Here is a 17,414-nt window from a genome sequence, read left to right as displayed (position 1 = left end):
TTCCGTTTGTGTAGCATTCCCTACAATTTCATGTTGCGTTCACTACATTAGAGGTCAATGTAGCAAACAGGCCCGATGCTTGCAATGGTGTTTTCTCGCGGTGTTCATCGGGGTTTTTCCGACCAACGACAATGGAGGGTTCGCAGCCGGCCGACGGCTGCACGCCCCACAAGCGTGCACTTCGGCTCAGCCACCTTCCACTGTTTCAACCAACTCTTGAGTTCCGTATGAGTGCTTTCAGCGAAGAACGCGTCCTGAGCGTCCACCACTGGACCGACCGCCTGTTCACCTTCACCACCACGCGCGACCCGGCGCTGCGCTTCTCGAACGGTCATTTCACGATGATCGGCCTGAAGGTCAACAACAAGCCCCTGCTGCGCGCCTACAGCATCGTGAGCCCGAACTACGAGGAGCATCTCGAGTTCCTGAGCATCAAGGTGGAAGAAGGCCCGCTCACCTCGAAGCTGCAGCACATCCAGGTGGGCGACACCATCATCGTCGGCCGCAAGCCCACCGGCACGCTGCTGATCGACTACACGCTGCCCGGCAAGCGCCTCTACCTGTTCGGCACGGGCACGGGCCTCGCACCGTTCATGAGCATCATCCGCGACCCGGACACCTACGAGAAGTTCGAGAAGGTCATCCTGGTGCACGGCGTGCGCCAGGTCGACGAGCTGGCCTACCACGACCTCGTGACCGACCACCTGCCCAAGCACGAGTTCCTGGGCGAGATGGTTGCCAAGCAGCTGCTCTACTACCCGACGGTCACGCGCGAGGAGTTCCGCAACCAGGGCCGCATCACCGACCTGATCGAGACCAACAAGCTCACCGACGACCTCGGCCTGCCCCCGCTCAATCCGCTGGAAGACCGCGTGATGCTGTGCGGCAGCCCCGGCCTGCTGGTGGACCTGAAGCACATCCTGGAGAAGCGCGGGTTCAAGGAAGGCAACACTTCGACGCCGGGCGACTTCGTCGTCGAACGCGCGTTCGCGGAAAAGTAATGTTGGCCCCCCGGCTTTTCACTCGCCTCGCTCGCGTAACTCCACCCCCCGAGGGGGAGGCGCGGTCCGCCTTGGGGCGGCCCGGCGGCGGCCGCCCGTGATGGAACGCAAGCCCGCTGCCACCAAGCCCCAGCGCCGCACCGGCGTGCGCGAGGCCGCGGCGCAGGCCACGCGCGACAGCATCCTGAAGGCGGCGACCAAGGTGTTCGCCAAGTACGGCTACGACGGCGGCAGCGTGGAGAAGATCTCCAAGGCAGCCAAGTCGTACGACCGCATGATCTACTACTACTTCGGCAGCAAGGAAGGCCTCTTCATCGCGGTGCTCGAAGGCATCTACAAGCGCATGGACGACGCCGAGGCCGCCATCGCGCTCGACGCCTCGCGGCCCGTGGAGGCGCTCACCGAGGTCATCCGCTTCGTGCTGGGCTACTACCGCAAGAACCCCGAGTTCGTGACGCTCCTGAACACCGAGAACCTGCACAAGGGCCGGCACATCTCGAAGTCGCTGCGGGCGCGCGAATACTCGTCGCGCGCGGTGGCGATCATTGCCGAGATCCTCGCCAGCGGCGCGGCCCAGGGCCTGTTCCGCAAGAACCTGATCGCACGCGACATCTACCTGCTGATCGCCTCCACCGGCTACTTCTACACCTCGAACCGGCACACGCTCACGGCCTTCCTCGGCGAGCCGCTGGAGTCGCCCGAGGCGATCACGCACTGGGAAGACTTCGTGATCGAGACCGTGCTGCGCACCGTGCGCGCGGACGAGGCGCAGGACAACAACATCCCACCCCACGACGAGGACAACACGAAATGGCAGAAATCGCAGCCGGCGGCAAGTCGGGCAAGGTCGTCATCAAGAACATAGGGCTGCTGCTCTCGGGCGACATCGACAAGCCCATTCTCGACGCCGACACCATCGTGGTGAACGACGGCCTGATCGTGGCGGTCGGCAAGGAAAAGGACTGCGACCTCGAAGGCGCACAGACCGTCATCGACGCCAGGCAGACCTGCGTGGCGCCCGGCCTGATCGACAGCCACGTGCACCCGGTGTTCGGCGACTGGACGCCGCGCCAGGGCCAGATCGGCTGGATCGATTCCACCATGCATGGCGGCGTCACCACCATGATCTCGGCCGGCGAGGTGCACCTGCCCGGCCGGCCCAAGGACATCGTGGGCCTGAAGGCGCTGGCCATCACCGCGCAGCGCGCGTTCGACAACTTCCGCCCCGGCGGCGTGAAGGTACTGGCCGGCGCGCCGGTGATCGAGAAGGGCATGGTCGAGAGCGACTTCAAGGAACTCGCCGACGCCGGCGTGGGCCTGCTCGGCGAAGTGGGCCTGGGCTCGGTGAAGGCCGGCTACGAGGCCAAGGAGATGGTGGCCTGGGCGCGCAAGTACGGCATCCAGAGCACGATCCACACGGGCGGCCCGTCGATCCCGGGCTCGGGCCTGATCGACAAGGACGTGGTGCTCGAAGCCGATGCCGACATCATCGGCCACATCAACGGCGGCCACACCTCGCTGCCCGAGGCGCATGTGTGCGAGCTGTGCGAGAAGAGCTCGCGCGCGATCGAGATCGTGCACAACGGCAACGAGAAGGTGGCCATTGCCGCGGCCAAGGCGGCACTCGAACTCAAGTGCCCGCACCGCGTGATCCTCGGCACTGACGGGCCCGCCGGCTCGGGCGTGCAGCCGCTGGGCATCCTGCGCATGGTGGCCATGCTCTCGTCCATCGCGAGCATCCCGGCCGAGCTGGTGTTCTGCTTTGCCACGGGCAACACGGCGAAGATCCGCAAGCTCAACTGCGGACTGATCGAAGTGGGCCGCGACGCCGACTTCGTCTTCATGGACCGCGCGCAGCACTCGCCCGCGCCGGGCCTGCTCGAGAGCGTGCAGCTCGGCGACATCCCGGGCGTGGGCATGGTGATGATCGACGGCATCGTGCGCTGCGGCCGCAGCCGCAACACGCCGCCGGCCACGGAGATCCCCGTGGTGATGTCGGGCGCGCACTGACTGAGCGCCGGCCCCGCTGCAGCGCCGAGCGCATCCGCGCTCAGCGCGAGCGGAAGACCAGGTATCGCGCCGACAGAAAGTTGGCCCCCATGCCCGCAATGCTCCCGATCGCCACGCCGAGCGCGGCGGCCCAGCGGCCCTCGACCCAATGCAGCGTGAGCACGTATGCACCGTAGTTCAGCACCGCGCCAGCCAGCATGGTGACGAGGTAGCCGAGGTACTCTCGCCAGATCGCCCCCTCGGCCGACGCGCGGGCCGCGAAGGTGTAGCGGCGGTTGAAGGCCCAGGTCGTGGTCGCTGCCGTCAGAAACGAAACGACCCGCGCGCCATACCAGCCCAGCAGCGGCGCCATCAGGTACAGCACGGCCACGTCGACCACCAGGCCGACGACCCCCACCACGGCGAACGACAGGAACTGCCGGCCGAGCTTCATTTCGCGGCGCGGTGGCGCACGCCCGGGATCGCCAGGTAACGCAGGCGCTTGGCCTCGCGGCGGCCGAGCCTGATGGCGTGCATCACGACGCCGCACACCATCGACAGCATGGCGGCCAGCATCGCGCCGGTCGCGAGCACCGCCGTGGGCAGCCGGGGCACCAGGCCGGTGTGCAGGTAGGTGATCAGCAGCGGAATGGCCAGCACGATCGCGCCTGCCGCAAGCAACGCCGCAAGGATCGAGAAGAACTGCAGCGGCCGCTCGCTGATGAACAGCTTGCAGATCGTCTTCAGGATGCGCCAGCCGTCGCGGTAGGTCGAGAGCTTGCTGTGCGAGCCTTCGGGCCGCGTGCTGTAGGCGGTGTCGACCTCGGCGTGGGGCATGCGCAGTTCGAGCGCGTGCACCGTGAGCTCGGTCTCGATCTCGAAGCCGTGCGAAAGCGCCGGGAACGACTTCGCATAGCGCCGCGAGAACACGCGGTAACCCGAGAGCATGTCGGTCAGGCCGCCGCCGAACAGCTGCGCCACGGCACCGGTGAGCAGCCGGTTGCCGAAGCGGTGGCCGGCGCGGTAGGTGAGCGCGTTGCGCCCATCGTCGACACGGCAGCCCACCACCATGTCGAGGTTGCCTTCCACCAGCGCATCCACCAGCCGGGGCGCGCTGGCCACGTCGTAGGTGGCGTCTCCGTCGACCGTCACGTACACGTCGGCCTCGACGTCGGCGAACATGCGTCGCACGACGTTGCCCTTGCCGGGTGCCGCCACGTGCGTGACCGTGGCGCCGCTCGCGCGTGCGATGGCGGCCGTGTCGTCGGTCGAGTTGTTGTCGAAGACGTGGATCTCGGCCTCCGGCAGCGCCGCGCGGAATTGCGCGACCACCTGTGCGATCGACAGCGCCTCGTTGTAGCAGGGGATCACCGCCGCGATGCGGATCGGGGCGCGTGCTGCGGCGGATGGGTTGTCGTCGGTCATGGTGCGGTCGAGAGAATGCGATAGACCCGGCCGCCGTCTTTTTCGTACAGCAGGGCGAAATGCTCGTCGAAGCCGGGCCGGGTGGCCAGCGTGGGCACCATCGACGTCGGCATGACGATGGCCGTGAATCCCAGTGCGGACAGCTTGCGCGCCATGTCGCCGGGAAGCAGCAGCAGGAAATCGCGGTAGCGCCAGGGGCCGAGCGTATCGCCCCAGATCGGATTGGGCCCGTAGTAGATCGCCTCGTTCAGCGCGATCTGGTAGACGCGCCCGTTGGCATGCTGGCGCAGGTAGTCCATGGCGGCATAGCCCGGCACGTGCTGGCGCAGGAAGGCTTCGCGGGTTTCGGGCGTGGGCGAGATCATCGCCACCTTGCCGGCGGTCTGCCCCAGCGACACCGCAGCCAGCGCGGCCAGCAGCAGCACGACGACCCAGTCGCCGGCAAGGCCCAGGCGACCGGCGGGCATCGTGGCGGCAGGCGCGGCGGCCACGGCCCCCGCCTGCCCGCCCCGGGCCCCGAACGCGCGGCGCACGCCCGCAGCCATCCAGCCGAACAGCACCTGCCAGCCGATGGCCGCCATCAGCGCGAGCAGCGGAAACGAGGCCGTGAGATAGCGCGGGTAGCGCGAGGTCAAAAGCCACACGGCCACGGAGTAGAAGCAGAACCAGCCCGCGGCGCGCAGGGCCGCCGAGCGCTTCCACAGCAGGCTGAACGGCGCCAGGAACACGGCCCAGATCAGCGCGTTGGGCCGCGCTGCATGGTCGCGCACGTCGGCCACCTGCTGCACGTAATCGGCCGGAATCCAGTCGGTGAAGCCGAACACGCGCGCGCCGATGGGGTTGAACGGATCGCCGGTCATGACCGCGTTGCGCGCATACCAGTACACGCACGGGACCAGGAAGCAGAGCAGCGCCAGCGCCCATGCCCTGGGCCTGCGCTCGTGCCAGACGACGAACAGCGCCACCAGCGGCAGGAAGGTGAGCGCCTGGTACTTCGAACCCGCGGCCACCCCAAGGCAGAACGCCGCCAGCCCGAGCCAGCGCGTGCCGCCCTGCACCGGCTGCGATTCGCGCCACCACCACAGCGCCACGCAGGCACTGAGCACGAAGAGCGCCACGCCCATGTCGATCAGCGCATTCGAATAGTCTCCGATGCCGACCCAGATGGCCGTGCCGATGCAGGCCGTGAGCCGGTTGGCGTGCTGGATGCCGAGGCGGTAGACCATCACCGCCGAGAGCGCTCCGGCCAGCGCATTGAGAAAGTGCGGCAGCACGTCGTCGCCCACCTGCAGCGCGGCCGCATACAGCAGGTTGTAGTTGTAGGGGAACCAGGGGTAGCGCAGCCACTCGTGGATGCCCAGCGAGCCCTGCTGCGCCACCTGCCGCGCATAGGGCAGGTGGTACATCAGCTCGTCGAAGGCGGCGGGCGGCGCGAGCGGCGCGGCCAGCGCCGGCAGCGCCACCAGGGTCAGCGCGATGGCGGCGATCCTCTCGGCGCGGGTCCACGGCGCACCCGTGACGCGAACAGCCCGCACTTCGCGCCACCAGGGCCGCAGCTGCAGCCCGGCCGCCACCACGCCGGCGGCGATCAGCGCCACGGTGGCGCCCGGCTTGAACGCGCCGAAGATCGCCAGCAGTTGGAAGGCGCAGATGAACAGGCCCACGCCCAGAGCCGCCGCCATGGCCGCTTCGAGCCAGGCGTCCCGGCGCGGCGGCGGCGCGAGGCGCGCCAGCAGCGCGCGCCCGAAACCCCAGCAGCCAAGGACAAAGACCGCCAATGCCGCGTAGTGCGCGGCAGCAAATATCAGCTTCTGAATAACAACTCCCGATGCCGGTCGGCCACGCCGGCCGGCAGGTTCAAAGGTTCGGCGCCAGCAGGCGCTCGAGGTCGGATTCGCTCTCCTTGCGCCGCGCCGCCTGGTCCTGCAATTGATCGTGCCCGATCTTGCCGACGTTGAAGTACGTCGACTCGGGATGGCTCAGGTAGAAGCCGCTCACGCTGGCGGCGGGCATCATAGCGAGGCTTTCGGTCAGCGTCATGCCAATGTCCGCGCACCCCAGAAGGTCGAACATCGGGCGCTTCACGCTGTGGTCGGGGCAGGCGGGGTAGCCCGGCGCGGGGCGGATGCCGCGGTATTTCTCCGCGATCATGTCCTCGTTGCTCAGGCCCTCGTCGGGCGCATAGCCCCAGAGGTCGGTGCGCACGCGGTGGTGCAGCGATTCGGCAAAGGCCTCGGCCAGCCGGTCGGCCAGCGCCTTGAGCATGATGGCGGAGTAGTCGTCGAGGTCGTCGATGAAGTACTTCTCCTTCTTCTCGACACCCAGGCCCGCCGTCACCGCGAACACGCCCACGTAGTCTTTCAGCCCGCTGTCCTTCGGCGCGACGAAGTCGGCCAGGCAGCGGCTCGGGCGCATCACGCCCTCGATCACCTGCTTCTCGGTCTGCTGGCGCATGCCGTACCAGGTGAGCGCGACTTCGCTGCGCGTCTCGTCGGTGTAGAGCTCGATGTCGTCGTCGTTCACCGTGTTCGCGGGCCAGAAGCCGACCACGCCGCTCGCGCTGAGCCAGCGGCCCTCGATCAGGCGCTTGAGCATGCGCTGGCCGTCGGCATACACGCGCACGGCCTCGGTGCCGACGATCTCGTCCTTCAGGATGGCCGGGAACGGACCCGCGAGGTCCCAGGTCTGGAAGAACGGGCCCCAGTCGATGTACTTCGCGAGCTCGGTCAGGTCGAAGTTCTTGAACAGGCGCCGGCCGATGAACTTGGGCACGGGCGGCGTGTAGCTGGACCAGTCGACCGGCGTCTTGTTGGCGCGCGCCTTGGCCAGCGGCCACATCGGCACCTGCTTCTTGTTGGCGTGCTGCGTGCGCACCTTCTCGTAGTCGGCGTTGATCTCGTCGATGTACGCGGTGGCCTGGTCGCTCAGCAGCGACTGTGCCACGCTCACGCTGCGCGAGGCATCGGGCACGTAGACCACCGGGCCTTCGTAGTGCGGCGCGATCTTGACTGCGGTGTGCACGCGGCTGGTGGTGGCGCCGCCGATCAGGAGCGGAATCTTCCTGATGCGGAAGTGGTCGTCCTTCTGCATCTCGCCGGCCACGTACTGCATTTCTTCCAGGCTGGGCGTGATGAGGCCAGAGAGGCCCACGATGTCCGCGCCCTCGACCTTCGCCTTGGCCAGGATTTCGTGGCACGGGACCATCACGCCCATGTTCACCACCTCGAAGTTGTTGCACTGGAGCACGACGGTGACGATGTTCTTGCCGATGTCGTGCACGTCGCCCTTGACGGTGGCGATGATGATCTTGCCCTTGGTGCGCACGTCGCGGCCCGCGGCCTCGTCCTGGCGCTTTTCTTCCTCGATGTAGGGGATGAGGTGGGCCACGGCCGACTTCATCACGCGCGCCGACTTCACCACCTGCGGCAGGAACATCTTGCCCTGGCCGAACAGGTCGCCCACGATGTTCATGCCGTCCATCAGCGGCCCTTCGATCACGTGCAGCGGGCGGCCGCCCTTGGCGAGGATCTGCTGGTAGGCCTCCTCGGTGTCTTCGACGATGAAGTCGGTGATGCCGTGCACCATGGCGTGCGAGAGGCGCTGGTTGACGTGCACCGGATGCTCCGGCGTGCCGCGCCATTCGAGCTTCTTGCTGTCGTCCTTGGCGCCGCTCTTGGCGGTCTCGGCCACCTCGACGAGGCGCTCCCCTGCATCGGGCCGCCGGTTCAGCACCACGTCTTCCACGCGCTCGCGCAGGGTCGGCTCCAGGTCGTCGTACACGCCCACCATGCCGGCATTGACGATGCCCATGTCCATGCCCGCCTGGATCGCGTGGTACAGGAACACGGTATGGATGGCTTCGCGCACCGGGTCGTTGCCGCGGAAGCTGAAGCTCACGTTGCTCACGCCGCCCGACACCTTGGCGCCCGGCAGGTTCTGCTTGATCCAGCGCACGGCGTTGATGAAGTCGACCGCGTAGTTGTCGTGCTCCTCGATGCCGGTGGCAATGGCGAAGATGTTGGGGTCGAAGATGATGTCTTCGGGCGGAAAGCCCACCTCGTCCACCAGGATGCGGTAGGCGCGCTCGCAGATCTCGATCTTGCGCTGGTAGGTGTCGGCCTGGCCCTTCTCGTCGAAGGCCATCACCACCGCGGCGGCGCCGTAGCGCCTCACGAGCTTGGCCTCGTGCTTGAACTTGTCGACGCCCTCCTTCATGGAGATGGAGTTGACGATGCCCTTGCCCTGGATGCAGCGCAGGCCCGCCTCGATCACTTCCCACTTGGAGCTGTCGACCATCACCGGCACGCGCGCGATGTCGGGCTCGCTGGCGATCAGGTTCAGGAAGCGCACCATCGCGGCCTTGCTGTCGAGCATGGCCTCGTCCATGTTGATGTCGATCACCTGCGCGCCGTTCTCCACCTGCTGGCGCGCCACGGCCAGGGCCTCTTCGAACTGGCCGTTCAGGATCATCCGCGCGAAGGCCTTGGAGCCGGTGACGTTGGTGCGCTCGCCGATGTTGACGAACAGCGACCCGGCATCGATGGCCACCGGCTCGAGGCCGGACAGCTTCATCGGGGGGACGCGGGGCGTGGAAACTTCGTTCATGGGGGCTCACCTGGGCAGGAAAAAACGTCAGGTGAGCGTCGTTTGCGGCTTGCGCCCCGGCCGGCAGGGCGCCCTCCAAGCCTGACGGCGGGCCTCTTGATGCGGGCCGCCGCTGCAACGCTCCTTGGAAGGGAGCGCAATTTTACCGGCTGCGGCAAGGGCCGCGGCCGCCAGGGGCGTTCAGGCCCCCTGCCCGGCCGCCGCGGCGGGCCTGGCGGGCGCGGCCGACGCCGGCAGCCCGAACACCCGGTCGAAGCCCCAGTTGAAGACGAAGGTGTAGATCAGGAAGAACACCACCAGGCCCAGGTCCATCACCAGCGCCTGCCAGAGCGTCACGCCCAGGCCCCAGGCGAACAGCGGCACCAGCACCGCGATCAGCCCGCCCTCGAAGCCGACCGCATGCGCCATGCGCCGGCGCACGCTGCGCCCGCGCACCGCCTGGCGCGACTCCCAGCGCTCGAACAGGGCGTTGAAGACCAGGTTCCAGATCACGGCAATGACCGAGGCGGCCACCGCCAGCATGCCGGAGTGGCCCAGCCCGGCGTCGGTCATCAGCGCCAGGCCGGCACTGGCGGCCACGATGGCGATCCCTTCGTAAAGGGTGATGTAGACGACGCGGCGCTGGAACCCCTGCATGACTGTTTCCTCTGGCGGATGAAGACGATGGCTCTACTTTATTTGCTGTTCGCTGATATAAAAAGTCAACTTGTTTCAGTTTTATTGATAGATAGGTGCGCAGATGGCTTTCTCCAGCGACAACGTCGAGGTCTTCCTGGCCGTGATCGACCACGGCTCCTTCTCGGCTGCGGCGCGCGCGCTGCACAAGGTGCCCTCGGCCGTCAGCATGGCCATTGCCAACCTCGAGGCCGAACTGGCCCTGCCCCTGTTCGACCGCAGCGGCCGCGAGCCGCAGCCGACCGCCGCCGCCCGTTCGCTGGAGCCGCAGGCGCGGCTCCTGGCGGCCCAGTTGAAGCAGCTGCAGGTGCAGGCCCTGGCGCTCACGCAGGGCCTCGAAAACCGCCTCACGCTGGCCATTGCGCCGGAACTGCTGGCCGCGCCCTGGAGCGGGCCGCTGGCCGCGTTGGCCGAGGAATATCCGCTGCTGCAGGTCGAGGTGCTGGCCGCGCCCCAGGCCGACGCGCTGGCGCTGCTGCACAGCGGCCGCGCGCAGCTCGCGCTGGTGTTCGAGCGCCCGAGCCTCGACGGGCGCGAGGGGTTTCAGGAAGTCGGCAGCGACACCATGGTGGCCGTGATGGCGCCCGGCCACCCGGTGCTGCTTGCGGCCGCCGGCGAGCGGCTGCGCGAGGAGCACCTCACGAACACCCGGCAGATCGTCGTGGCGGGGCGCGACCTGGCCACCAGCGATCCGCGCTTCGTGTTCGCGCGCCACGTCTGGCGCACCGACAACGCGCTGGCCGCGCTGAGCCTGATCACGGCCGGCCTCGGCTGGGGCTGGCTGCCGCGCAATTTCGCCAAGCCGCACGTGGCCGCCGGCGCGCTGGTCGAGATTCCGTTCGAGAACCTCAGCAACGGACTCGACCTGTGGGTCGACGTGGTGTGGTCGCGCGAGCGGCCGCTGGGGCTGGGGGCGCAGCGCTTCGTGGCGCTGATTGCGCGCGACCGGCAGGCCGCGGCGGGCATTCCTGCCACGGATGCGCGGGGCTGATCAGTCGCGGTGGCCTTGGCCGCCGCCCTTGCCTCCGCCGTGGCCGCCGCCACCCTTGCCGCCGCCTTCACCGCCGCCGTGCGGGCGACCGCCGCCCCCACCACCGGCGCCGGGCCGTCCGCCGCCCGGATGCATCTGCGGCTGGCCGGGTGGCGGCCCGGGCCGGAAAGCCGGCTGGGGCCGCGGCGGCTTGAAGCCGGGGTCCGCAGGCGGGCGGAAGCCCGGGCCCGGCTGCGGTGGGCGGTAGCCCGGCCCCGGCTGTGGGCGATAGCCCGGCCCGGGTTGCGGGCGATAGCCCGGCCCGGGTTGCGGGCGGATGCCGGGCACCGGCGCGGGCTTGAAACCCGGACCCGGCCATGGCTTGGGCTGCCAGGCCGGCCGCACCGGCGGCGGCGGGCGCCAGCCGGGCACCGGCGGAGGTGGCGGCCGGCTGCCCCACCAGCGACGCTCGCCGTACCAGGGCCGGTCACGGTAGTAGTCGGCCCAGTAGCTGCCGATCACGAAGGTCACGATGGGCACGCCGATCACCGCGGCGTAGGTGGCCAGCGGCACGCGCTGCTCCTGGTAGGCGTAGTCCAGGCTCCTCGACCAGACCCAGCCGCGTCCGCCGTCGGGCAGCACCACGTCGCACCAGCCGTAGCCGCTGGTGCAGCCGATCACGTCGAGCGGCTGGCCCGGCCCGAGGCGCGCCACCAGCGGATAGTCGCCCGAGGGCCCGGCCCGCAGGTTGACTGCGCCGCGCGTGAAGGCCTGTTGCGCCGCGGCGGCCAGCGGCAGGACCAGGGCCATGGCACCGATGCCGATCCAGCGCATGGAGAGGAGTTTGTTGTTCATGATCAGGCTTCCTTTGCGCCACCAGCCTAGGCGGCGGCCCGAGAGCCGTCAATCAGCCGCGGGCGCAACAGGCCGCGGGCGAACCCGGTTACGCTGCTTCGCGGTAGAAGCCGTGATTCAGCAGCCGGCCCGCGACCGGCGCCACCGCCCGGCCGATGGCCGCGATGTGGTCCGGCGTGGTGCCGCAGCAGCCGCCGACGATGTTGACCAGCCCTTCGGCCGCGAACTCGTGCAGCAGCCGCGAGGTGACGTCGGGCGTCTCGTCGAAGCCGGTCTCGCTCATCGGATTGGGCAGGCCCGCGTTCGGGTAGCAGCTGATGAAGGTGTCGCCCGCCACCTTCGCGAGTTCCTGGATGTAGGGGCGCATCAGCGCTGCGCCCAGCGCGCAGTTGAGCCCGACGGCCAGCGGCTGCGCATGGCGCACGCTGTGCCAGAACGCGGTGACGGTCTGGCCGCTCAGGATGCGGCCCGAGGCGTCGGTCACGGTGCCGCTGATGATGAGCGGCAGGCGCTGGCCGCTGTTGTCGAAATACTCGTCGACCGCGAACAGCGCGGCCTTGGCGTTGAGCGTGTCGAAGATGGTCTCGACCAGGATCACGTCCGAACCGCCCTCGACCAGTGCCTCGACCTGCTCGTAGTAGGCCGCGCGCAATTGCTCAAAGTCGACGTTGCGCGCGCCGGGGTCGTTCACGTCGGGGCTGATGCTCGCGGTCTTGGGCGTCGGGCCGAGGGCGCCGGCCACGAAGCGCGGCTTGTCCGGCGTGCTGAACTTGTCGCAGGCCGCGCGCGCGAGCTTCGCCGATGCGAGGTTCATTTCGCGTGCGAGATGCGCCATCTTGTAGTCCTCCTGCGCGATGGTGGTCGCGCCGAAGGTGTTGGTCTCGATCAGGTCGGCGCCGGCCGCGAGGTAGCCCTCGTGGATGTCGGAAATCACGTCGGGCCGTGTCAGCGAGAGCAGTTCGTTGTTGCCCTTGACGTCGCGCTCGAAGTCCTTGAAGCGCTCGCCGCGGTACTGTTCCTCGGTGAGCTTGAAGCGCTGGATCATCGTGCCCATCGCGCCGTCGAGGATGGCGATGCGCTTTTCGAGGATGCCGGCAAGGGCCTGGCCGCGGGTATAGACAAGGGGCTTCATAACTTCCAATTGTAGGAAGCGGGGCTGCCCCTGGCCGCCGTCAGTGCTTTAGCGGCGTTCGACGAATTCCAGCACCGCCTCGATCATGCGCCGCACATGCGGCTGCACGCCGGCTGCGACCTCGGGCAGGTAGTCGAAGGGCAGCTTCTCCTGCATGTAGCTCGACTGCGTCATCTCCAGCTGCACCGCGTGCACGCCGGCGGCGGGATTGCCGTATTGGCGCGTGATGTAGCCGCCTGTGAAGCGGCCGTTGAGCACGCCCGTGTAGCCCGTGGCCGACTCGGCGATGCCGAGCAGCGTGGCGGCCAGCGCCGGGTCGCAGCTGGTGCCCTTGCCGGTGCCCAGGTTCAGGTCGGGCAGCTTGCCCTCGAAGAAGCGCGGCAGCACCGAGCGGATCGAATGCGCGTCCCACAGGGCGATGGTGCCGTGCGCGGCCTTCAGGCGGTCGAGCTCGGCCTGCAGCTGCTGGTGGTACGGCTGCCAGATCGCCTCGCGGCGCGCGGCGATTTCATCGTCGTTCGGCAGGTCGTCGCCGGACGCGTAGACGGGCGTGTCGTCGAAGGTGTCGACCGGGCACAGGCCGGTGACGCTCTGGCCCGGGTAGAGGCTCGCGCCATCCGGCGGACGGTTCAGGTCGACCACGTAGCGCGAATGCGTGGCGACGAGCACCGAGGCGCCGAGCGCATCGGCGAAGTCGTAGAGCCGTTCGAGGTGCCAGTCGGTGTCGGGCACCTGGCGCGCCTCTTCGGTGAGGCGGGCGGCGAGCGCGGGCGGCACGTAGGTGCCGACGTGCGGCATCGAGATCAGCAGGGGACGCGTGCCCTGGCGAAAGCGGAAGGCGGGTTCGGTGGTGGTGAAACTCATGGAGCTCGATTTTCCTGGAGAAGCTGGCTGCGCGCCGCGACGAATGCGGCGGCGGCCTCGTTGTGCAAGGCATGGCGGCCGGCCGCGACGCGCGGCTGGCCGGAGATCCAGACGGTGTCGATGGCGGACGTTCGATGGCTCGCAAAGACGTGGGCCGACAGCATGTCGGGCGCTGGCAGGCCTTGCAGCGCAAGCTGTGCGGCATCGAGCACGACGAAGTCGGCCTGCTGCCCCACCGCCAGGCCGCCGATGGCCCGGCCCGACGCCTGCGCGCCGCCGCGCACCGCTTCGAGCGTGAGCGCGGTGGCCACGTGCGGCTGCGCCGCGCTGGCGCCGACGTTGCGTTGCCGCCAGGCCAGGCGCTGGCTGTATTCGAGCATCAGCAGCTCTTCCGCGGCGTTGACCGTGGCATGGCTGTCGGAGCCCAGGCCCCAGGCGCCGCCATGGTGGCGCCATGCGGAGAAATCGAAGATGCCGTCGCCGAGGTTGGCCTCGGTGGTCGGGCACAGGCCGGCGACCGCCCCGCTCTTGGCGCCGCGCTCGTATTCGGCCGCCTCCATGTGCGTGGCATGCACCAGGCACCAGCGCGCATCGACCGGTGCATGGTCGAGCAGCCAGGCCACCGGGCGCTGGCCGCTCCAGGCCACGCAATCGTCGACTTCCTTGGTCTGCTCGGCAATGTGGATGTGAATCGGCGCACTCGGGTCGATGGCTTCGAGGCCCGCCACGGCTTCGCGCAGCGCGTCGGGCGGCACGGCGCGCAGCGAATGCGGCGCGAGGCCGAGCCGCGCGCCCTGCGCGTCGCATGCGGGCTTCAGCGTGTCGAGCAGGCGCAGCATCGAATCGGTCGAGCGGATGAAGCGGCGCTGCCCCTCATTGGGCGGCAGGCCGCCGAAGCCGCTGGTCTGGTAGAGCACGGGCAGCAGCGTGAAACCGATGCCGGTCTTCCGTGCGGCGCGCAGCAATGCGAGGCTCAGCGTCGCATCGTCGGCATAGGGGCGGCCGTCGGCATCGTGGTGCACGTACTGGAACTCGCACACGCTGGTGTAGCCCGCTTCGAGCATCTCGGCATAGAGCCAGGTGGCGATGGCCTCCATGTGCTGCGGGCCGAGGCGCGCGGCAAAGCGGTACATCAGCGTGCGCCAGCTCCAGAAGCTGTCCTGCTGAGCGCGGTATTCGGTGAGCCCCGCGAAGGCACGCTGGAAGGCGTGCGAATGCAGGTTGGGCATGCCGGGGACGACGGGGCCGTTCGCCACCGGCGCGCCCGCTGCAGGCTGGGCGGCGGACTGCACCTGCGTGAGCTGGCCGGCGGCGTTCCACGACAGCAGGACGTTCTTCGCCCATCCGCCGGGCAGCAGTGCATCGGCCGCGAAAAGCGTGTTCATCGGGTCGCTCCCACGGCGATGCGGCCTTGTCGCACGACGGTGCGCACCGGACGCTGGCCGAACCAGTAGGCGAGCTCGGCCGCATCGCGCACGTTCCACAGCACGAAGTTGGCGGGCATGCCTTCGGCAACCGTGCCGTGCGAGTCTTGCAGGCCCAGCGCGCGCGCCGCATGCACGGTGACGCCGGCCAGCGCCTCGGGCACGGTGAGTCGGAACAGCGTGCAGGCCATGTTCATCATCAACAGCAGACTCAGCGCCGGCGAGGTGCCGGGGTTGTGGTCGGTCGACACGGCCATCGGCACGCCCGCGGTGCGCAGCGCCTCGATGGGCGGCAGCTGCGTGTCGCGCAGCGTGTAGTAGGCGCCGGGCAGCAGCACGGCCACGGTGCCCGACTGGCGCATGGCCTCGATGCCTTCGGCCGACAGGTGCTCGATGTGGTCGCACGACAGCGCACCGTAGCGTGCGGCGAGCGCGGCGCCGCCCATGTCGGAGAGCTGCTCGGCATGCAGCTTGACCGGCAGGCCCAGCGCCTTCGCGGCCTTGAACACCTGCTCGGTTTCCGCGAGCGAGAAGGCGATGCGTTCGCAGAACACGTCCACCGCATCGACCAGCCCCTCGGCCGCGAGCGCGGGCAGCATCTGGCTGCAGACGAGATCGATGTAGTCGCCGCTGCGGCCCGCGTATTCGGGCGGCAGCGCGTGCGCGCCGAGGAAGGTGGTGCGCACCGTGACGCCGTAGGCTTCCCCCAGGCGCCGCGCCACGCGCAGCTGCTTGCGCTCGTGTTCGAGCGCAAGGCCATAGCCCGACTTGATCTCGATCGCGCACACGCCGTCGGCCAGCAGCTGTTCGAGCCGGGGCGCGGCCTGCGCGAAGAGTGCGTCTTCATCGGCCTCGCGCGTGGCGCGCACCGACGAGACGATGCCGCCGCCGGCCTTCGCCACTTCTTCGTAGGTGGCGCCCGCGAGCCGCATCGCGAACTCGTTGGCGCGCTGGCCGCCGTAGACCAGGTGGGTGTGGCAATCGACCAGGCCGGGCGTGACGAGCGCGCCGCCGCCATCGTGCAGCGGCAGGCCCTCGAATCGGGCCGGCAGGGCGCTGCGTGCGCCGGCCCAGCGGATCGTGCCCTCGGTCACCGCGATCGCGGCTTCGGTGTCGGCATCCAGGGCGGCGCCGGGCGCGGCACCGGGCGCCAGGCGCAGGCCGGTCCAGAGGCCGTCGGCCGATGGGAATGGGGTTGCGGATGTCATGCCTTGTCCAGTGTTTGCACAGCTTACGCCGGCACGATGCGAACCACAGCCAGCCGCGCGCCTTCACCCTCGGGCACGGCCTGCCATGCCTGCGCGCTGTCGGTCCAGTACAGCCCTTCGCCTTCGCGGCAGGGCTCGCCGCTCAGCCGCCATGCGCCGCGCAGCGCAAGGAGCACGCCGTGCGGCGCCGCCTCGATGGCCGCAGCCTCTGCGAGCACCCGCACGTCGGCGCGCCACTGGCCTCGCCGCGTCATCACGTTGAAATCGTTCGATGCGCCGCCGAGCAGCGTGCAATCGATCGCGTCGTCGCCGCTGAATGCGAACGGCCGATGCGGCGCGTCGAGCCGATGATCCACCCGCCCATCCTGCGTGACCAGCCGCACGCCGTCGCCTTCCAGCAGCATGATGCTGCGGTCTGCGCCTGCGAATGTCGAAAACGGCCCGGCCGCCGCAATGGTCGCGATGCTTGCGCGCCAGCCGAAGCTGTCGAGGCCCGTGCCCTGGGGCCAGCTGACAATTTCCTGCGTGGTGCCGCCACCGTTCTTCCAGGGCATGACCCGGAGCGCGGCGCGAGAAAATCGAACCACGCTCATCGCATCAACCCGCCCTGCCGCAGCTTCTGCTCGAAATGCCGCAGGACCAGCGTCATCGTGCCCGTGAGCACGAAGTACACGAGCGCGATGGCCAGGTAGACCTCCAGCGAGCGATACGACACGCTGATGATCTTCTGCCCCTCGTGCATCACGTCGTGGATCGTCAAGAGCGACACCAGCGCCGAGTTCTTGATGAGCGCGATGAACTCGTTGCCCAGCGGCGGGATCATGCGCACCACCGCCTGCGGCAGCACGATTTCGCGCATCGCCGTGCCGGGCGTCATGCCCAGCGACTGCGCCGCCATGGTCTGGCCCTTGTCGATCGACTGGATCGCGCCGCGCACGATCTCCGACACGTACGCGCCCGAATACACTCCCAGCCCCAGCACGCCGCACAAAAAGGCCGGCAGCAGGATGCCGAAATGCGGCAGCCCGAAGAACAGGATGAACAGCTGCACCAAGAGCGGCGTGCCGCGGATGGCCGCGACGTACGCCGTGCAAACGCCGTAGAGCCAGCGCCGCTTCGGGTTGAGCCGGCCGATGCCGACCAGGAGGCCCAGCACGCAGCCGAGCGCAAGCGCGCAGGCGGTGATTTCCACCGTGACCAGCGCGCCGCGCAGCAGGTCGGGCCAGCCCTGCCAGACCGGCGAGAAGTCGAGATCCATGCGCCGCC

16 protein-coding genes and 1 riboswitch are annotated in these 17,414 nt (G+C 68.9%); of the genes, 4 read left to right on the top strand and 12 right to left on the bottom strand.

Going from position 1 to position 17,414, the window contains the following annotated elements; genetic code table 11:
• The first annotated feature begins 227 nt into the window (after positions 1–227).
• From VAPA_RS01040 to VAPA_RS01030, 3 genes are all read left to right on the top strand, one after another.
• Positions 228–1,001, top strand: a complete 774-nt coding sequence (locus tag VAPA_RS01040) for a ferredoxin--NADP reductase (RefSeq protein WP_021004915.1) — start codon at positions 228–230, stop codon at positions 999–1,001.
• Positions 1,002–1,101: 100 nt separating this feature from the next.
• Positions 1,102–1,866, top strand: coding sequence for a TetR/AcrR family transcriptional regulator (locus tag VAPA_RS01035; protein WP_021004914.1), 765 nt, complete (start codon positions 1,102–1,104; stop codon positions 1,864–1,866).
• Positions 1,812–3,011, top strand: coding sequence for an amidohydrolase family protein (locus VAPA_RS01030; RefSeq protein WP_021004913.1), 1,200 nt, complete (start codon positions 1,812–1,814; stop codon positions 3,009–3,011). The genes VAPA_RS01035 and VAPA_RS01030 overlap by 55 nt, the downstream gene beginning before the upstream one ends.
• A 40-nt stretch (positions 3,012–3,051) precedes the next feature.
• Here the strand turns inward: VAPA_RS01030 and VAPA_RS01025 are convergent, their stop codons facing one another.
• The 5 genes from VAPA_RS01025 to VAPA_RS01005 all read right to left on the bottom strand — a co-directional run bounded on the left by VAPA_RS01025 (position 3,052) and on the right by VAPA_RS01005 (position 9,656).
• Entirely contained in the window at positions 3,052–3,444 is a 393-nt protein-coding gene (locus tag VAPA_RS01025) for a GtrA family protein (protein ID WP_021004912.1), read from the bottom strand.
• Positions 3,441–4,415, bottom strand: coding sequence for a glycosyltransferase family 2 protein (locus tag VAPA_RS01020; protein ID WP_021004911.1), 975 nt, complete (start codon positions 4,413–4,415; stop codon positions 3,441–3,443). The genes VAPA_RS01025 and VAPA_RS01020 overlap by 4 nt, the downstream gene beginning before the upstream one ends.
• A complete protein-coding gene (locus VAPA_RS01015; RefSeq protein ID WP_041945965.1) occupies positions 4,412–6,220 on the bottom strand; it encodes an ArnT family glycosyltransferase in 1,809 nt (602 codons plus the stop codon). Before VAPA_RS01015 ends, VAPA_RS01020 begins: the two co-directional genes overlap by 4 nt.
• Positions 6,221–6,272: 52 nt before the next feature.
• On the bottom strand, positions 6,273–8,987 hold the full coding sequence (metH, locus tag VAPA_RS01010; protein ID WP_080666768.1) for a methionine synthase: 2,715 nt from the start codon (positions 8,985–8,987) through the stop codon (positions 6,273–6,275).
• Positions 8,988–9,046: 59 nt separating this feature from the next.
• Positions 9,047–9,152: riboswitch (S-adenosyl-L-homocysteine riboswitch) on the bottom strand.
• A 48-nt stretch (positions 9,153–9,200) separates the two neighbouring features.
• On the bottom strand, positions 9,201–9,656 hold the full coding sequence (locus tag VAPA_RS01005; protein ID WP_021004908.1) for a PACE efflux transporter: 456 nt from the start codon (positions 9,654–9,656) through the stop codon (positions 9,201–9,203).
• 103 nt (positions 9,657–9,759) lie between these two features.
• Between VAPA_RS01005 and VAPA_RS01000 the strand changes: the two genes are divergently transcribed.
• Positions 9,760–10,686, top strand: coding sequence for a LysR family transcriptional regulator (locus tag VAPA_RS01000; protein WP_021004907.1), 927 nt, complete (start codon positions 9,760–9,762; stop codon positions 10,684–10,686).
• On the opposite strand, the gene VAPA_RS00995 is transcribed toward VAPA_RS01000, so the two are convergent.
• The 7 genes from VAPA_RS00995 to VAPA_RS00965 form a co-directional block, all read right to left on the bottom strand.
• Positions 10,687–11,520 carry an SH3 domain-containing protein gene (locus VAPA_RS00995; protein WP_021004906.1) on the bottom strand — a complete coding sequence of 278 codons (834 nt, stop codon included), beginning with the start codon at positions 11,518–11,520 and terminating at the stop codon, positions 10,687–10,689.
• An 88-nt stretch (positions 11,521–11,608) separates the two neighbouring features.
• Positions 11,609–12,652, bottom strand: coding sequence for a homocysteine S-methyltransferase family protein (locus VAPA_RS00990; RefSeq protein WP_021004905.1), 1,044 nt, complete (start codon positions 12,650–12,652; stop codon positions 11,609–11,611).
• 48 nt (positions 12,653–12,700) lie between these two features.
• Positions 12,701–13,516: an N-formylglutamate deformylase gene (gene hutG / locus VAPA_RS00985; RefSeq protein WP_021004904.1), complete on the bottom strand. Its 816-nt coding sequence runs from the start codon at positions 13,514–13,516 to the stop codon at positions 12,701–12,703.
• Positions 13,513–14,901 (bottom strand): formimidoylglutamate deiminase, encoded by a 1,389-nt coding sequence (locus VAPA_RS00980; protein ID WP_021004903.1) that lies wholly within the window; start codon positions 14,899–14,901, stop codon positions 13,513–13,515. The genes hutG and VAPA_RS00980 overlap by 4 nt, the downstream gene beginning before the upstream one ends.
• Positions 14,898–16,148 (bottom strand): imidazolonepropionase, encoded by a 1,251-nt coding sequence (gene hutI / locus VAPA_RS00975; RefSeq protein WP_021004902.1) that lies wholly within the window; start codon positions 16,146–16,148, stop codon positions 14,898–14,900. Before hutI ends, VAPA_RS00980 begins: the two co-directional genes overlap by 4 nt.
• 23 nt (positions 16,149–16,171) lie before the next feature.
• A complete protein-coding gene (locus VAPA_RS00970; protein WP_021004901.1) occupies positions 16,172–16,741 on the bottom strand; it encodes a HutD/Ves family protein in 570 nt (189 codons plus the stop codon).
• Positions 16,738–17,406 (bottom strand): amino acid ABC transporter permease, encoded by a 669-nt coding sequence (locus VAPA_RS00965; protein ID WP_021004900.1) that lies wholly within the window; start codon positions 17,404–17,406, stop codon positions 16,738–16,740. Before VAPA_RS00965 ends, VAPA_RS00970 begins: the two co-directional genes overlap by 4 nt.
• Between the last annotated feature and the right edge of the window lie 8 nt (positions 17,407–17,414).

Source organism: Variovorax paradoxus B4, from assembly GCF_000463015.1.
GTDB lineage: Bacteria > Pseudomonadota > Gammaproteobacteria > Burkholderiales > Burkholderiaceae_C > Variovorax > Variovorax paradoxus_E.
The sequence above is the reverse complement of the archived record's forward strand: the minus strand, read 5'-3'. Positions and strand labels throughout refer to the sequence as shown.

Excerpts from the sequence above, each read along its gene's own strand:
- VAPA_RS00970 (WP_021004901.1), bottom strand. The coding sequence starts at position 16,741 with ATGAGCGTGGTTCGATTTTCTCGCGCCGCGCTCCGGGTCATGCCCTGG.
- VAPA_RS00965 (WP_021004900.1), bottom strand. The coding sequence starts at position 17,406 with ATGGATCTCGACTTCTCGCCGGTCTGGCAGGGCTGGCCCGACCTGCTG.
- VAPA_RS01005 (WP_021004908.1), bottom strand. The coding sequence starts at position 9,656 with ATGCAGGGGTTCCAGCGCCGCGTCGTCTACATCACCCTTTACGAAGGG.
- VAPA_RS00990 (WP_021004905.1), bottom strand. The coding sequence starts at position 12,652 with ATGAAGCCCCTTGTCTATACCCGCGGCCAGGCCCTTGCCGGCATCCTC.
- VAPA_RS01020 (WP_021004911.1), bottom strand. The coding sequence starts at position 4,415 with ATGACCGACGACAACCCATCCGCCGCAGCACGCGCCCCGATCCGCATC.
- VAPA_RS01000 (WP_021004907.1), top strand. The coding sequence starts at position 9,760 with ATGGCTTTCTCCAGCGACAACGTCGAGGTCTTCCTGGCCGTGATCGAC.
- VAPA_RS00995 (WP_021004906.1), bottom strand. The coding sequence starts at position 11,520 with ATGAACAACAAACTCCTCTCCATGCGCTGGATCGGCATCGGTGCCATG.
- VAPA_RS01025 (WP_021004912.1), bottom strand. The coding sequence starts at position 3,444 with ATGAAGCTCGGCCGGCAGTTCCTGTCGTTCGCCGTGGTGGGGGTCGTC.
- VAPA_RS01040 (WP_021004915.1), top strand. The coding sequence starts at position 228 with ATGAGTGCTTTCAGCGAAGAACGCGTCCTGAGCGTCCACCACTGGACC.
- VAPA_RS01030 (WP_021004913.1), top strand. The coding sequence starts at position 1,812 with ATGGCAGAAATCGCAGCCGGCGGCAAGTCGGGCAAGGTCGTCATCAAG.
- VAPA_RS01035 (WP_021004914.1), top strand. The coding sequence starts at position 1,102 with ATGGAACGCAAGCCCGCTGCCACCAAGCCCCAGCGCCGCACCGGCGTG.
- VAPA_RS00980 (WP_021004903.1), bottom strand. The coding sequence starts at position 14,901 with ATGAACACGCTTTTCGCGGCCGATGCACTGCTGCCCGGCGGATGGGCG.
- hutI (WP_021004902.1), bottom strand. The coding sequence starts at position 16,148 with ATGACATCCGCAACCCCATTCCCATCGGCCGACGGCCTCTGGACCGGC.
- hutG (WP_021004904.1), bottom strand. The coding sequence starts at position 13,516 with ATGAGTTTCACCACCACCGAACCCGCCTTCCGCTTTCGCCAGGGCACG.
- metH (WP_080666768.1), bottom strand. The coding sequence starts at position 8,987 with ATGAAGCTGTCCGGCCTCGAGCCGGTGGCCATCGATGCCGGGTCGCTG.